This window comes from Mycolicibacterium arabiense, from assembly GCF_010731815.2.
Lineage (GTDB): Bacteria > Actinomycetota > Actinomycetes > Mycobacteriales > Mycobacteriaceae > Mycobacterium > Mycobacterium arabiense.
Window position 1 is genome coordinate 159,269 of sequence record NZ_AP022592.1, and the last position, 18,187, is coordinate 177,455.

At 67.5% G+C, this 18,187-nt stretch carries 1 protein-coding gene (only partly in view); it reads right to left on the minus strand.

Annotated elements, in window-relative coordinates:
* Positions 1 to 18,187: the 3' portion of a toxin glutamine deamidase domain-containing protein gene (locus tag G6N61_RS00700; RefSeq protein ID WP_163916029.1), read on the minus strand. The gene runs 10,118 nt beyond the window's last position; the window shows 18,187 of its 28,305 coding nt (coding positions 10,119-28,305); its start codon lies beyond the right edge, outside the window; it ends in the stop codon at positions 1 to 3.

Sequence of the window (18,187 nt, forward strand, 5' to 3'; positions counted from 1 at the left end):
CTACGAACCCGGACGAGACCGCCCGTGAACCACCAGGTTGTACAGCATGTCGGCCAACTCCTGGGTGTTGGCCCGCCGCTCCCGCTCACTCAGCGCCGCCCACGCCGCCTCCACCCGCCCGGCCAAGTGCGCCAAGCCCTGATCCGTCAACCGCGCACGCACCAACCTCCGAACCCGCTCCCCCCACCCGGGCTGGTCCGCAACGCCACCACTCGACGCCGCCGACTCGCCGCGGATCCACGGTGCACGAGACGCCGACGGCGAGGGGGTCGCGCCCACGGCGGACTCATCGGCCGGTTCGCTCTTCACCTCGTCCGCGCGGTTGTGCAGATCGGCGAAGATCCGCAGGTACTGGGACCCGTAATTGACCCAGATCTGATCCCCCGGCCGCAGATTCGCCAACCCGACCAACACCATGACCGTGCGATCAAGCGACACACCCTGCGCGCTGGTCATCGTCACCGTGAACGGCATGAACGCGGCGTTGACACGACCGCCGTCGTACTCCGTGGCGTCGGGCAGCAACGGCGTATTGGCGAAGGCCACCCCGTTGGTGGCGCCCAACCCCGAATACTTGTTCCTCGAGTTGGCCTCCATCAGATAATCACCGAAACGCGGCAGGTTCGTCGCCACGGCGTCTTCGTCGGCGCGGGTGCGCAACCACGCCCCCATGTAGATCCCGAGAATGTGACCCTCCACCCCGTGCAGGTCGGATTCGGCCACCTCATCACCGGCGAACAACCCGTACTGACCGATCAGCATCCGTTCGTGATCGAGCAGACCGTCGGAGACAGTCAACCGCCGCGTCCGCGTCCGACGCGACAACAAACTGCGCTGCCCGACCCCCGCCCCGGCACCGGAATTCGCGATCAACGTCGACATCTCGTCGTGCACCTCGTCGACCAGACCCTGTACTGCCGCCACCATCGCCGGGGTGAGCTCCTGGCGCGGCCCCCGAATGCCCGCATGCCGCGCCGCATCCGAATGCGGACGGACCGCCCGCACCCGCACCAGCGGCGAGACGAACCCCGCCTCGTCGGCGAAATCCGAATGCACCCGATGCAACGGATCAACCGGATCACGCAACGGGAACACCGAATCGTTACCGCCGATCGGCTCCATCCGATGGTGCACCAACAAAGACTCCACCCGCCCCGACTCATCGACGACCGGCACCCACTCCCACCGACCGGTCACATCGTTGAACGCCACCGCACGATGCCTGACGAACGCCGTACGCGACTGATCCAGCAGATCCCCCTCCACCCACCGATCGCTCGGACGCTCCACCCCACCCACCGACAACGCCTCCGACGCCCCCGGCACCGACTCCTCCAACACCTCCGGCACCGACTCCGGAGCGCGCTCAACACCCTCGTCACCCGAGGCCGCCGACCCCGATGCATCCGACCCGTGCTGCCGGACGGTCCGTAACCGCTTGGCGGCCGGCTCGGACGCGGACGCGTCGTCACTGCGGTCCCGCCGCCGTCGGCCGCTAACGCCGCCCGACTCGCCGGAACCGGGCCCGGACACTGGAACCGACGACTCGACCCCGGCCGGACCCTGCGCCCTCACCCCCCCGTCGCTCGCCACCGCCGGCGTCGACCCGGCCACCACCGCCGACGACGGCCCGGTGACCACCGCCGCGCCGACGGTGGTGCTGCCGTCGTAATGGCCGTACCCGTCGTAAAACACCCACACGTGCTCACCGCCCCGAGGCCCGAACCTCGCCCGCACGGCGCCGGACGCCCCGTCGAGCACGCGCACCTCCACCCCCAACACATGAGCCACCAACCCCGCGAACATCTCCCCCACGGCGCTGTCCCACCGTTGCGGCCACTCCTGCACGGCCGTGCGCAGCGCGGCACGCTCCCCCGGCACCAGAAGCTCGTTTTCGTACAGGAAGCCCAAGAATTCGTTGACCAACTGCTCATCGGTCAACCCCGGATCCGCGACCTGCGCACGCCACAACCCGGCGTACTGCTCACCGGCCAGCTCCTCCAGCCGGCGACGCAGAGCATCCCCGACGAACGGCTTCAAAGCCGTGCGAAGCGCCCCGGCCCGCACACCACGGTAATGACGCACCGCGTCCGCAGGGATCGCTGCGCCACTGTCGACGAACCGCACCACCTCCCGATGCAGCTCGCGCACCCCGTCCGCGAACGTCCGGCCCCCGCCCAAACGCGCGATCCGGACACTGGGCGGCGCACTGTGCAACACCGACGACAACAGACACCACCCATCCGGCCGAATACCAAGCCTGCGCAACCCCGCCGGCACCACCGGATCCGGACCCTCGCCGAACACCTCGGGCCTCTCGACCGGAGCCACCGCTGCACGCGTTCCCTCACCACTTCCGACGCCGGCCCCGGAGCGTCGGACCCCTGAAGACCCCGCACCCCCGGGGGACTCGGACTCCAGCCCATCACCCGACCCACGGTGATCCCCGCTCGTTGCACCCGTCATCGGATGCGGCGACACCACACCCCGAACACCGCCGCCAACGGCACGGGCCACCGCCGGCAGCCCCACCGACCCGTCAGCACCCGCCACCACCGACGCGCCGGCACCCCCCGGAACCGACCCCCCCGCGCCCGAACCCAGACCCGCGTCGATCAGCCGCACCCGACGCACCGTCGGCACCCTACCCCTGCGATACGGATTCTCGCGCCACGCCCGACCCACGTCGATCACCCGGACGTCCCCGGTGCCCGGCACCGGCCCCGGCCTCACCCTCGGCCCGATCCATTTGCTGGGCGAGGGTTCGTCGAGGAAGGCGTGCCCCAGAAGCACCCCGAGCGCCTCCTCGGGCACCGCGCGATACTCGTCAACCTCGTTCTCGATCCCCCCCGTGGCGCCGACCCGCACCCTCAGGATGAACGTCACGGTCACACGATTGTTGTGCGTACCGAACACCGCCCACACCCGACCCCGACCCCGACCACGCCAGCCCCCGAGCAGACCACGCAGGGGAAACTTCGTCTGGCTGACGCTTGTGCCAAGCGCGATACGCACCTCGTTGCGCGCATGAAGTGCGTGGGTGCCGTCGTTCAGGGTGTAGCCGAAGTGGTCGTCGTGCAGCGCGAACGCACCCCACCTCTGCGGGTTCCCACCCGAGCCGTCCTCGAACGACACCTCCACCATCTGCACCGTCCTCCCTGCGCCATCCCGCGACTCCACGCGCTCCAAACGAATTCGCTGCCCCGCGCGATGCCTGCCGGCGTTCACGTCACCGCCGGTAGCGCGGGTCCTCATCACCGTCCCGTTGCTGGGGACGGTGCGTACGTCCCGGGGACCGCCGGAAGACGCGAGGGTGTCCGCCGCTCGACTCAGCTCGGCCCGGATTCGGGCGTACTGTTCCGCGCTTGGCTCTCTGTGGTTAGCGTCGGACTCCCACTCGGACACCGCTGAATGACTGAGCCCGACCAGGGCTCCGACTTGGCCCTGGGAGTAGCCCGCCGCCTGTCGCGCCCGGCGCAGCATCTCGGGTCGGAACCCATCCTCCCTCACCGGCGGGGCGGGCTGATCGCGACGGTCGGGAAGCGCCCGGTCCGGCTCACCCTGTTCACCGGCCGCAGGGCCTCCGACCTCAGCGGGCCCGGCCACGGCGGGCGTGAGCCCGGCCACCACCGTCGGCCCAGCCGCCAACCGGGGGGGACCGCTGCCCTCCTCAACGCGGCGCTCACCCCGACCTCCACTCCCCGAGGGCCCCCCAGCCACCGGCGCGCCACCACCACGACCGGCCCCGAGGAGACCCGGACGAGACCGCCCGTGAACCACCAGGTAATACAGCATGTCGGCCGACTCCCGGGTGTTAGCCCGCCGCTCCCGCTCACTCAGCGCCGCCCACGCCGGCTCCACCCGCCCCGCCAAGTGCGCCAAACCCTCCCGCGTCAACCGCGCACGCACCGAGGCCCGAACCCCCGCCTCCCACCCGTCCCGCCCCGCGCCGGCACCACCGTCCGACGAACCCCGCACCCGGCCGCCACCCACCGACCTCGACGCCGACTCGCCACGCGACACGTCCGGCCGCACCCCACCCCCCGGCACCCCCACCGCATCGCTGTCCGCAGCACTCGCGGAACGGGCCGGTGCGTCATCTCCCGCAGCACCAGGACCGCTGCCGCCGGATACCAGCACGGCTCCAACGTCGTCGGCTGACGAACTCACCTCTATCGGCGGTGTTCCACCTGTCACGGCCGTGGACGCGCTCCGACCCGCATCGGACGGTTGCTGCGGGGGCGGCTGGGTCGAGGTCGCATCCTGTTCGGGCAGCCCTCGCAGGACGGTACGCGCCGGATACGGCACCGATGCCGGTTCCTCCGGCGCGGAGATTGACGTCTCATCAAACGCCTCGGGTGTAGTGGATACCGATCGGTCCCCGTGGAAGGCGGTGCCCACGAACCACGCCTGCACCCGATTGTCCGCTTGATCCAATTTCGGCGGCCACACGTCGATGGTGTTCTTCTGCCCGTCAACGCCGTACACCGCGCGGCCGTCGTAGACGACGTTGAGCACGTGGGCGTGACCGCCTTCGAAGCGCATCGCCGCCACGGTGTGTGCGCCCGGCCCCTGGCTGATCAGATACTCGGCGACGCCGCCAGCGGTACTGGGGACCAACGCCAACCCCGTGGCCAGGCCGATCTCGTCAGGACTCAGTTCTTCGCGCCCCGCCCGGTCACCGTCACCCGACCCCGCCAGCCGTCGGAAAACCGCCAATGTCGCAGGGCCGCAGTTGATCAGCCCAGCGCCATCCCCGGCATCGCGGGCGTCGCGATTGATCTCACCGAGCCATCCCCCGATCTCCTCGATGCTGGCACCTGTGTGCGGTATCGCCGCCAACACCGGGCCATCGGCCGGCGCAACGGGTAGCGGCCGTCGGCCGACCCCGCCCACCGACGCAGACGCATCGGTCCGCCACGTCGACACCTCGGCCCTAGAGGGTTGCCGGTCCGCGTTCCTAGTCGTCGACGTGCCCGAAAGTCCGGTGCTGATCGATGCTCTGTCGACCGATCCACGCCGGTGGAGGCCATCGTCGGCTCTCGACGTCGACGCCGGGGGCGGCTCGAAGGTTGTGACAACGTCCGCCGACGCTCGTGCCGTGCTTCCGGCTTGTGCGGTGACGGTTATCGGGATTGGCGCGGTGTCGGTAGACAAGTCGTGCTGGTGTTCGGCTTCGTCGATCTGAACGTCGGGTGTTGCGGTCGCCTCTTCTTCGGTTCGAATCACGACGACCCGTCGCGCGACCTCATCGGACTCGAGATCGTGCGGCCCTCCGTTGGTGTCGGGAAGGCCCCTGCCCCGTGGCGTCTCCCGGAAGATCACCCTCTCTTGGGCGACTCCCTGTAGCTCCGGACCCGGTTGCCCCTGGACCCGGTGCTCGTGCTCGTCCAAGCGATCGTGCCGGCCGGCCACGATCCGCCCGAAGCTGGTCAGGGAAGTCTCCGGCGGATCGATCCGCGTGTGCAGGCTGTCGATGTCGGATTCGTCATCCGAACTCCACGAATCGCTTTCATCACCCCGCTGCAGGCTGAAGAGCAGGTCTCCGAGTGTGGCGGGGGTCGGGATGCTCGTGACCGCGTCGTTAGGTGACCACGGCTCCGCATGAGCCGAGTTGTTCACCGACTCAACGTCGCGGCGATCCGTGTCGTCGGTGTCACTGCGACGGGAAACGGATGACCCACTGGGCGCATACGGTTCATCCCACACAGCCGTGACGGTCCCCGAGTCGGGGTTCCGCACCACCGGCAGCTGGACTGACAGCGCCGCCCTCCACCATTTTCCCGCCACCGTCTCAACCTGTCCGTAAGGCGGCAACCCGAAGACGTCCCGAACCTCCTGTGGTAGGGCGATTTCGTGAAGAACGGTTGGCCCACGCTCGGTCTCGGAGATGCGACCGGCGTCCAAGAACGCATAGGTCACCGTCTGCACCTGTTCAAGCAAACCCGGCTCACCCAGGATGTACCCGACGACGACCCTCCAACCCGCATCTTGATCGGGTAAGCCCTGAACGAGCGGGGCGATTGCGGCCAAGTTGAGGTCACCCCGCCGATTCGTCAGATCCCGGATCAACCCGCTCACCGCGTGCGCCAACACGTCCTGGATCTGCTCGTAGGAGTAATGCCGGGGCGCGCGATCGTTCCAGGCGTTCGCGGTTCCGTTGACGATTCCAGGAACCCGCGGGATTCGATCCGCTCTGGCCCCCGTGCCAGCCACACCTGCCGCGACCGCGTCGAAATTGTAAGGACCGGTGCGCTCCAGAACCGAACGCCGCCGTAACGACATATTCGCTAGAGCCCGGTTTGGATGGAAGTATATGAGGCTTTGCCATTTGCGTGAATTTGGGACGTCGCCGTGGTCCGGACCCAGTTCGTCTTGCCGCTTGCGATAGTTGTCCGCTATACGTGCCAGGTACCGCCCGATGAACGGATGCCGGCGCGCCGCCAAGATGATCGAGTTATTGGGGCCACCTCCCTGATGCACCGCGATCGCCGGAGACTTCAACAGTCCGCGCACGCCCTCCAGGCTCCTCACCTCGTTGTCACCGTCGGTGTACAGACCGCCGAACCTGTACAGGATCTCCAGACGAAGGACGTCACTGGCTGCGCCGTACCCCGCGGCGGTGAACTTGGCCGTCTCCAGCCGGTACTCCGCAGCCAGCGTCATCGGCTCGCCGCTGTGGAACACCTCGTCGGGATTGAGCAGAATCACCCCATGGCGCCGGGCCCACGCGCGCATCTCAGCCACGTCGTCACCACCGAGAGCGAACTGTTCGCGGGTCACGTCGGTCCACAACACCACCTTCAAACCCACGTCACGGGCCTTGCCGCTCAACACCTCCACATTCCGCCGGATCTCAGCAGTGACCTGGCGTCCATCGGTCACCGGCCCGCCCAACCAGATGGTGTGGACCATCTGGGGCATCTCCAACCGCGGTGGCAGAGGCGGCAGCGAAACCCTGGGACCGGAAGGCCGCGCTTTTTCAGGCCACCACCACCCGTCGCGCGGAGTCTCCTCCGCCCAGATGGTGTCCGGACCCGACGGCACCTCAACACCATCCGCGGCGAGGTCGAGAGCTCTGAAGTATCCCCCCAACTCCCCGGTCGGCACGTCACTCAACTGCACGTTCTGCAACAGATCCGGTGCCGGCGCCAGATCCCGGAAGCCGAACGGATCCGAACCCAACCGATCATCGTCGACCGTTGCGTTCTCGGCGCCGCTTCGCCTTCGCCTGACCACGGCCGCCCGTTCCCGCAAGTCGGTCAACAGCGCATCGACATCGAGAACGTCGGGCACACCCGCCTGCTCGCCGGCAGAGTCGAAACGGCGAACCGAGTCGACGTCCCGCCCCGACGACGAATCCGAGCGCCTCGACGAACCGGGCGGTTCGACCGGCGTTGATTCGTCAGGCGCGGCCCCGCTCGGCGATTCCGCCACCGAACCCGCCTCGCTGACGCCGACATCCGAGCCCGACTGGCGCGCGGAATCGTCAGTCGGGGAGCCGATGCCAGCCTGCTCGAGGTCCTCCACGTCGAAACCGGTTCGAGGAGAGTCGACTGTGGCTCCGGGCCCGGAGCCGGCATCATCGCCTTGCCGGTCAGCGACTCGAAGGTGCGCAACCGGGGTGGTTGCTCGAACAGGGGAAGTCTCGGTGGGGGCCGCAGTCCCAGAGTCGCTAGCGGTGATCGTTACACCCACAGTGTCACCGGTGCCCGTCCGAGCACCACCAGAGAGGGGCGCATCCTCGATTTGATCGCCGAGATCAGGGCCCACCGCCTCCCGCACGTCGGCAACCCCCACCTCACCAATCGAATCCCCAACCGAGCCGGAACGACCCGAAAGACCCGCCTCGACAGACTCCGAACCACCACCCGCCTGCCCGCCGACCACCACATCCCCCTCGGACTCCAACCCCGCCCGTTCATCGCCCGCCGACCCCACGACCCGCCGCTCGGACGTCGAGGAGGCGACCGGCAACCCCCGAACCGAGAAAGACAACCTCGGGGACGATCCAGGCAACGGACCCCGTCGCGGTTCTACGTCCGCCATGCCCGTCGGAGCTGATGCGCCGAGTCGAAAGTCACCGTCGGACGCCGGACTTCGATCGCTCTCAGTCGTTGCGAACCGTAGGTCTTCCACCGGTGCTCTACCGCGGGAGCCCGGTTCGGTGAATTTCACCAGGTCGATCAACTCGCCGCGCTGCTCGGAGACACCACCGGTCTCCTGCTCGCCGGCGGGCTCGCGACGACCCGGCACGTCGATGCCCTGCCCGAACGTCGGATCCCGACGATCCCGCGGCGCGACTACGATTTTGGCGTCTGGAAACAGACGACCAAGAAGCTGAACGGCGCGCAGCGGCAGGTCGATGTTGCTCGCCGCGATCCAGTCGACCCTGGTCTCCGGCGACAGGGTGGAGCCAAACGTTTCAAGGGCAACCTCCCAAGCCTGCTGGCGCTGTCCGGGCGGCAACTGGTCGATGGTTCGGGCGGCAGCGGGTAGGTAGACCCCACCGGGCCGGGCCCGTGTCTCCCGGTGCAACGAGACGACGGCACCGATCACGTTGGCACTCAGCGTGGTCAAATCGGCGCGCGGACGCTCCTCGTCGCTACCGTGGGTGTCAACCCAACTCTTCGAGGTCTCCACCTTGTAGACGCCGCGTGGGATGTGTGGCAGCGCAGCGCGGTTCGACAGGCCCAGACGTCGGGCGATGCGATCGTAAGTCCGAAAACTCGGCCCCGTGCGCCTGATGATTTCATGCGCTCCCGTCGATTGACTCGCCTGTTCGGGCAGTGTCGTGATGTTGGCCTGATGCATCTCCGTCGTCTGTTCGTGCGACAACGAGGACGGATCCACGCTTGTGAACCGTCCGGCAACGAGAAGGTGCGAATAAGAGAGGGTGTAGTTGTCAAACAGGACCTCGACGTAAGCCCTTGTGCCCGTTGAACCCGCCGCCGCGGCGAGCAACGAGTTGTGGAGTTGGTCGGGCCACCAGACCCCGATGGCGAGACCTGGCTTCGCGTCTGCCGCAGCGTGTGCCGCCATCTCGATGTTCCCGGTGGGCTTGTTGTCGCCGTCTGAGTACACCCCGCCGAACCTGTGCAGGAAGGAGACTCGCAACATGTCACTCGCCGCGGCGTACCCGAGGGGATTGCCGCGCGCGCGTTCGGTACGGACCGCGGCGAGCAACGCCGTCATGTGGTCGGCGTTGAACACCTCGTCGACGTTGACGAGGGCGATGTGAGCCTGCTCGGCCCACTCCAACATCTTTCGCACCTGGGCGGCGCGACCCTGTAATTGGGCCAGCGGGATGCCGCGGACTGCGTCGAACTCCGCCCGTGCCACGTCGGTCAGCACGACGAGACCGAAGTCTGGATTCAAACGCTTGCCCTCTGCGACGTTGTCCATGAACTCCTTCCGGGCGCCGTCATCGTCGTGCAGGGGGCCGCCTAGCCAGATCGAGAAGGCCAGGTGTGGAACCTTTTGAGTCTTCGAACCGATAGCAGAACTGTTCCGCGGGACTTCGATGCCCTCGCTGACCGGACCGTCGGCAAGCCTGGTCGGCCTGAGTGCCACCCTTGTTGGCGGCGCCGCTCGGACCATGTCGAGCAAATCGAAGAACGCGGCACGCTTGCGCGCGGGCAAGTTCGCATAGCTGTAACCCTTGAGAAAAGCGGGAGCAGCCGGTGCGTGCCGCACACCGAAAGTGTCGGGCCCCATGACATCGTCCAAACCGTCTGTCTTCGGCTGCATCTTGGCCCCGACAGCCTGGCTCAGCTCTGTCAACCCCGTTGGACCAGTTGTCGAATACTGCGCCGATTGATCGCCCGTTGAGCCCGTGGAGCCTTGCGCAAAACCCGATCCATGGTCACCACCAGCGGGCCTGCTACCGCCGAGCAGTCGGACGTGGTGCTCCCCCGTCAGTATCCACGTGGCTAGCATCTGGCCTATTGCGGTGCTGTTACCGCGCCTCTCCGCCGGCGACAGCGCCGCGTATCCCAACCTGACGTGTGCCGCCACGTCGTCATCGACGACGCCGTTGCGCGCCAACTCCCTAACCACCGCGCCCAACACCAACTGCGACCCGACCGCGTCACCCGCGGCGAAATCATCCCACGCGTGCCCCGGTGCCGGCGATGACGACACCGCCGCCGAAGTGCCAAGGCCTGCGCCCTCAACCGTGCCCTCCCGATCACCCAGAGGTACCCCGTAACCAGCCCGGCCCACTCGAACACCGGCGCGCCCAACAGAATTCGGCCCCACCGCCGTCGAGCCGGGGCTGCCGGATCCGGCTACGGGCGAAGCCCCCGACGTGCGAGCCAGATGCGATGACCCCGACCGCGGGTCGTTCTGTTCGGAACCGCCCGGATCGTCCACACCCGCACGATCCAGCATCTCATCGCTATCACGGGTCGTCAGCGCTGGGGGCACCACCGCGGCCAACCCGCCGACGGGAGATTCCGCACCCTCATCAGAATCCTCGACTGGGCGCCGGGACATCTCCCCCACCAGATGCTCCAGACCCTCCCGAGCCAACCGCGCACGCACCGAAGCCTTCACGAGCCCGCCCCCACCCACCAACCCCGCCTTACCGCTATCGGACAGCGGCAGCGCGACACCCGGCGTGGCGGTAGACGCGGCGACGATGCGCGCCGCGAGGGGCGGGGTCGCGGTGGACGCCGTCGTAGAGGACGGCCGTGAATTCCGCTCCACCCCGACGTCAGCCCGCCCACCAGATCTCCGCACCCCTGAGGAAGATCCCTCCCCCATCGACGACACCGGTGACTCCGACGCCGACCGGCCACTGCCCAACACGCGAGCTCGGTGCTCACCGTTAAGCACCTGCTGATACAACATCTCCTCCAACTCCGGCGTGTTCGCCCGACCCCGACGCTCGCCCAACGCCACCCAGGCCGCGTCCACCTCCCCCACCCGATGACCCAGGTCCTCGTCGACCAATCGCGCCCCCACCGAAGCCTTCACGAGCCCCGCCCACCCGTCATCTCCACCGACCAACCCCGCCTCACCGCTATCGGACAGCGGATGAGACGCCGGGGGTGCTGGACTCAGGGGCGGCGATTCGGGGGGTTCGGTCTTGACCGCGACCACGGGGGTGTGCAGGGTGGCGAATTGCTTGAGGTAGTTCGGCCCGTAACTCACCAAGACCTGCTCACCGGGTCGCAAGTTCTCCAGCCCAATGAGCACCATGACGGACCGTCGGCGTGGTCTGCCATTGTGATCGGTCATGATCAGCGTGAACGGCACGAAGGCAGCGTTGAAACGACTCTTGTCATAACGCGTGGCATCAGGCGTCAACGGAGTATTGGCGAAGGCCACCCCGTTGGTTGCGCCTAGACCCGAGTACCGGCTGCGGTGATGGGCCAGCATCAGATAATCGGCGAAATCCGGCCACTTCGCCTGTAGCGCATTCTGTTGAGCTCGGGTTTCCACCCACGCACCCATGTAGATCCCCAAGATGTGCCCCTGCACCCCGGTGATCTCCGACGGCGACACCTCGTGACGGACGAACAAGCCGTACTGACCAATCAACATCTGTTCGTGATCGCGTAGACCATCGGCGGCGGTCAACCGCCGGGTACGGGTCCGACCTGACAGGAAACTGGGCGTGGTCGCCGCCCCGGCACCGGAATTGGCGATCAACGTGGACATCTCCTGCCCCACCTCGGCGACCAGATCGCGCTGCACCCTCATCGTCTCCGGCCCGGGGCGCATGCCCGCGTCAGGCATGTTCAACCACCCCGCAAGGTCGTCGGGCGCCTCCACCGCCTGCAACTGCACCTCGGCAGCCGTGTGTCCCGCCTCGTCGGCGAAGTCGGGATGCACCCGATGCAACGGATCAGCCGGATCACGCAACGGGAACACCAAATCGTTCTCGGCAATCGGCTCCATCCGATGCCCAACGATCACGGTATGGGAGTTCCCCGCCTCATCGAGGACAGGCGACCACTCCCACTGATTGGCGTGGGCGTCGAACGCCCCCGCGCGATGCTCGACGAACGCCGTGCGAGCCTGATCCAGCAACTCACCCTCCACCCACAGCTGAGCCGGGTGGTCGACTAATTCCGTCGGCACGTCCGCCTGCACCGCGATCTCGTCACCCCCATCCACCGACGCAGCATCGCCCTCACTCTCGACGCCACCCGGAACATTCCCCACCGAGGGCACCTCTGAAGTCCGAAGCCGGGCATCCACCCCGGCTCGGGGGCGAGGCAGCTGTGCGATCAGGGTGCCGTCGAGGGTCCTGGCGGTGACGTGCTCCTCCTCGATACGCGCCTCGACCGTCTCGCCCGCACGCTCGATCCCCACCTGAACCCTGGTCCTGAGTCCCTCGAAGTTCACCTGGGCCCACCCATCGGACTCCACCTTGATGGTCCATGGGCGCGGATCAGTCCCCGGTCCGTGGGGGCGGCGTGTGACCGAAGGAGGTGGCGTGCTCGCGTCATCGGGAATTCTGACGGTGAGTTGGTCTTCTTCCATCCAGACCTGCACCTTCTGACGGGCGTGCGCGATCCCCACCCCCACAGTGGTCCGCACGCCGCGGACCCGGATCCTGACCGCTCCCGTGAGGTCGACCGTGTAGGTCCGGGGAGGAGGATCGGTCACGGCTTCATAGGAGCGGCGCGGGAGCCGAACGAGCGGGGTGCCGTCGCCGGTGACGGCGAAGTTATCCTGCTCGATCAGAACCTCGACCTCCCGACCCGCGTGCTCCCGTCCCACACGAAGGCTGGTCACGAATCGGCCGACCCGCACTCCGACCCACCCATCAGCGTGGACCCTCAACTTGCGGCGAGGACCGGGCACCGTCCCGTACGAGCGGCGATAGCGTCCGACCGGGGTGCCATCGACGGTCTCGACGACGATGTGGTCCTCGGTAGTCCAGACCCTGACCTGCTGACCCGAACGTCCCCTATCCACGAACACCACGAGCTCGTAGCCCCCAGCGTCCACTCTGACGTTTCCACCAGCGTCGACGATCTGGATTGCAACATGGGCTTCGCCCCCCGCAACGGGACTCGGCGACGCCGCGTCCCCCCAGTCCTGGTGCCCCACCACGGGTACCGACGACCCCGGCACCCCTGCCCCTCCGACCCCCGAGGCGGGAGCGGGCGCGCCGACCATTCGACGCTTGAGCGGCTCACGCCCCCGCGGCTCCGCCTTGCGCTTGGGCGCGCTCCCCCCGCCATCGCCGCCATCGCCGTCACCGTCCCCACGACGTTCAGACGGACCAGTCGCCGTCGCCGCCCGCTTGTTGGCGCCGAATCCGTGATCACCATGGGCCGACGAGTCCGGCTCGCCGACGTCCCCATCTGACGCACCCGCAGAGCCAACGGTGTCGTCGTGTGGCGTCGACTCGAACGCCCTCACCTCGGCCGCGGTGAGCAGCCACCCGCCCGGCGCAGCATCGATGCCCTCGCTGAGCGGCAGCATGGCCAGCGCGGGTGCGCCACGCGGATCAGCGGCCACCGTGCCGCGCTGGGGATCCAAGAAGCTGACCCCCCGCTCATCGCGCACGGCGACCAGAACGTGGCCCACCCCGCTCTGGCCACCGTTGACGGCGATCAATGCCATCGCCCCCAGCGGCGCCTTCTCCATCGCCTGCCGCGCCGATCGCAGATCCGGAATCGACGACACCCGGTGCTGGTCATCGGCCAGACCCAATTGCTGGCGATGAAAATTGACCAACTCAGCGCCCAGCCGCACCTCGGTGTGCGGCGCCTCGAACCCCCGCCCCTCACGCTCGGCGAGCACGAACGCAAACGCCGACAACACGCAGTTGGTCTGTCCCTCAACGCCTTCCCGACCCGGATTCACCTCTTTCAACCACGGATAACGCGCATCGAGCGACTCTGCGGTGTGCCCACCCCACAGCAGCGGACCTTCCGACTGAGCCGACTCCGCACCGAACCGTTCGCCACGAAGGAACTGCCATCCCGCCTCGAACGCTGTGGAGAGCCGATTGCTCGACCGCGCCCGCGGCTCTTGGTCCAACTCCTGGCCACTGGGTTCGACACCGTCGTCGCTGTCGGCGTCGGCGTCGGCATGCGGGGGTGCTGTGAAGCTCAGGCCGGGCAGTTCCCGCTCGACCACCTCGGGCCCCCGAGGACCCAGCGGGGCGAACGGCACCGCGTTGGGCAAGTCCGGATCGAAGTTCGGGTTCATCATTCCGGCAGACGGGGACTGCTCGACCCCGGCGGCGGAGGTCTCCGAATTCGCCCACCCGCCAACGATGTTCGCGCTTCGGACACCGCCTGCGAACAAGATGCCGCCATCGACGGTCTCGATCCCACCCGGGGCATCGACGCGGTAGACGAAGCGGCCTGGACCAGACACGTCCAACTGCGACAACGCGGCGTCCAGATCGCGCTCTCGGACGGCCGTCACGAACGAGGGCACTTCGTCGGCCCCGGTGGCGGTCTGCGGCGCGAGTCCCTGCTCGAAGACGACGCCGGGACCACGCTCGTCGACGACGAAGAGAGGTTCGTCGTCGATGCGGAAGGAGGTGGCCTTGCCACTGACGTCGCTGTGATGATTCGAGACCTGCGTGAGGCCGACGCTCAGATCCAACTGAGCGCTCGGACGCAGCGTCGACGGAGCCTTGGACATCACGGCTCGCAACTCAACCCACTTGGCCGCCAGACCGGGATGCAAGTTCAATTCGGCTACTTCGTCCACCGGGATCCAGCGCATGTCCGAATGCTGGCCGTCGCTGGGCCAGACGTCGAGCAGGTATGGAGCGTCGGCGATGACCGTGGTGTGAATCCATCCGCTGGCCCGGTGGCCAGCGGTGACCATTTCATTGCGCTCCGTGATCTGGTCAGCGGTCACACCCGCTTGCTCGTCCGCCGCGCGCTTGACGGCCTCCATGACGCTCTCATCGCCCGATCGGCTGCCACCGGGCAGGCGCCAGGTGCCCGAATCAGGCAGAAGGTCCCGAGGGTGCTCCAGCAGTACGAATTCCGATCCGTCGGGCCCCAGGGCACGCAAGAGAAGTCCAACTCCGTCACCACCATCAGAGCGATAGTGCGCACCGTCGTCGGCCATCAGCCAGTGTTCGGCCGCTTGTGCATCGCCGACGATGGGCGCATCCTGCGCACGGCCACCATCTACGCGCAACGTCTCGTCGGCCGAATCGAGGTCTACGTGATCGCGAACTTCGATGGGACGGGCAGACCCCTGGGTGCCTTCGCCGAAGTCGAGTCCTCCAGCGAAGGACGGATCCCTGAGCCGTTCGCGGGCCGCAACCCGACGCAACCCGCGGCCTCCACCGTTGCCCGCAGCATGCGTGGTCTCTGGCCCGGCGGAACTTGAAGCGTCGGTGGTCTCCCTGGTCTGTTCCGGGGGTGCCCCACCCGGTAGCCGACCCACCTGCCCGGTCTGGATGAACTCCGCGATCCGCCGCGACAACGCCGTCACCCCCTCACCGCGCCACGACGCCAACTCCCCATCGCGGGCCGCCACGATCCGCGCCGCCGACGTCGGCCGATGCACCGCCCGCAGCAACCGGCCCACTTCGGCGACCAACTCAACGTCAGCCGCATCGAGCACCGGCGCCGGCGCCCCCTCGAGGACCTGCACACCCACCGTGCCCATCCCAGCCACCCCCGCAGACCGGCGCACCACGCGCACACTGAACCGATCTGCCGAGATTCCCCGCGCCGCCAACCCCGCCACCACACGGGGCACCAGCACCTCCAACACCGCCCCCGCGTCCCGCGCCCCGCCAGGCTGACCATCCACGGTCACCACCACCTCCGCCGGCCCAGCACCGCCAGCCCTATCCACCACCTGCCCCACCAATTGATCCGACACCACACCCGCCCACGACCCGCCCAGCTCACTGGGCACCGCCAACTCCACCGCACGCGGGTGCGAAAGGTACTCCTGCCCCGACAACCCGGCCGGCTCCACCACGGCCCCTGATTGCGGAGCCTCGACACCACCCCGCCCGATCTCACCCAAACCGGTGCCACCGAACTCCGAGACCGAACCCACCTCGGACACCCCTCCGGAATCGAACGACGACTCCACCACCGACCCCGCGTCCGCATCGGTGCGAGCGTCCGAGCGAGACACCAGCTCCGGTGTCACCGCCACGGACCCGCCGTCACCCACACCGGCAGGTTGCTGCGCGGACACCCGGGCCGGCGCCGCACCCTCGCCGGGCAACCCCTGCAAGACAGTTCGCCGCGGCCGGGAAACCGATACCTCATCCACCTCAGGCCCCGACGAACCCGCGTCCCTCAGCGCGCCCGAGCCAGAGACGGGTTGCGCCAACGAAACATCAGCCCCCTGCGGTGCGCCGGAAACCGACCGATCCCCATAAATGGCAGTACCGACAAACCACGCCTGCACACGATTGCCCGCGTGACCCAAACTCGGCGGCCACATCTCGATCGTGTTCTTCTGCCCATCCACGCCATACACCGCGCGCCCGTCATAGACGACGTTGAACGCATGAGCCTGACCATCCTCGAAGCGCACCGCCACCACACTGTGAGCCCCCGGCCCCTGACCAACCAGGTAATCCGCAATGCCCTCAACGGTGTTGGGGACCAACGCCAACCCCGTAGCCGAGCCGACATCGTCCGGACTCAGCAACTCACCCCCCAACACCGCCGCATCCACCGACCCCGACAACCGCTGAAACACCGCCAATGTCGCGGCGCCACAACCGATCAACCCGCCGGCACCCCCAGCATCGCGAGCATCGCGATCGATCTCACCCAGCCAACCACGGACAGACTCGATGCTCGCACCGGTATGCGGCACCACCGCCAACACCTGCCCATCGACCGGCACCACGGGCAACGGCCGCCGCGCACCCGCCCCCCGCGCCGACGACCCACCCGCAGAAACCTCCCCCCTAACACCCCGAATCGCCGACACCCCAGAAAGCCTGGTGTCCGACTCTGGCACCGCCGAGCTCGCTTCCGCCCCCGCTTGCGCGACCGGCTCGCTAGTCGCGGCACGCCGACCGGCCAGTCGGGCTTTGATGAGCCGTGCCCGGTCGGGCAAGACGCGCCACCGGTCGAAGGGCTCCAACTCCCGTTCCAACTCGATCGCGAGATTCCAATCACGCGCGCCCCAACCCAGCTCGAGCAGTAAAGCCTCCACCTGATTGTCGTTCAAGGGCGGGGCAAGAACAGGGTGTGGGCCCTCGGCTGGCACCGGCCCCCCGAAGGCCTCGTACATCGTGTCCAGCGATGCCGTCGTGGCAGCATCGTGCCGACGGCCTAAGAGTTGACTGGTCGCGTACTCCGCGACGAACTCCAACGGATTCGTCGCGGCGTACTCGCTGACCTCACCCGCATTCGACGCTGGCCCAGACTGGAAGATCGTGCCGTTCAGATGGACAAACATGGGCGTCTGCTGTTGGTAATGCAGCCAGTGCATGACCTCGTGAACGGTGTTAGCGAGTGCGCCTTCCTGCAGGGTGGAACTTAAAACACGAGGGTTGCGAGGAACATTGCCGACAGTCCACTGCGGGGCGACGAAGATGTGGTGCGGCGCAGCGAAAAGGGCCCAAGCATGGCTCGGCAGCTCGCTGACTTGATCTGATCGAAACTTGAGCGTTTGTTGCCCGTCTTTCTCGATTACGCGCCGCACGGTGACGGAGCGGACATACCGTGGCAGGTGCACCTCGAGGGTGTCGGGCAGCGCGAAACCTGCGTCGGACACCACGGACAGCGCCCGCAACAGCGTCTCTCGGCTGTTGCGGATCGACTCGTGGCTGCCCCAGGAGTGGAAGGTGACCTGCACGCCGGCGTGAAAGACGGTCTCGACGATTGGTGCCTCGTTGCGATCGGTCTTCGCTTGCGTGTCGGCACGCTCGAAGTAGGAGTCGAGCTCCGGGTACAACTTAGTAATACGGTCGTCATCGTAAAACCGAGCTGCCAAATCAACATCGTCGAGCGCCTCGTCAACGGTGACCCCGGCTTTGGTGAAGATAGGGTCGAGATATTGCGCCAACCGCCGTTGCCAATACGCGGAGAACTCCGCCTGCGCTGCCTCTGACGCAGTACCGTCCGGTGCATGCGGCAGATGTAATCGATGCCACCTACTCCGTCGATCGATCAGCTCCGACACCACGCGCGGCTCTCGGATCGCGAATTCGCGAACTTTCGGCGCCAGCTCATTGAAAGCAGTGGACATCCGGTGGTCACCCTCT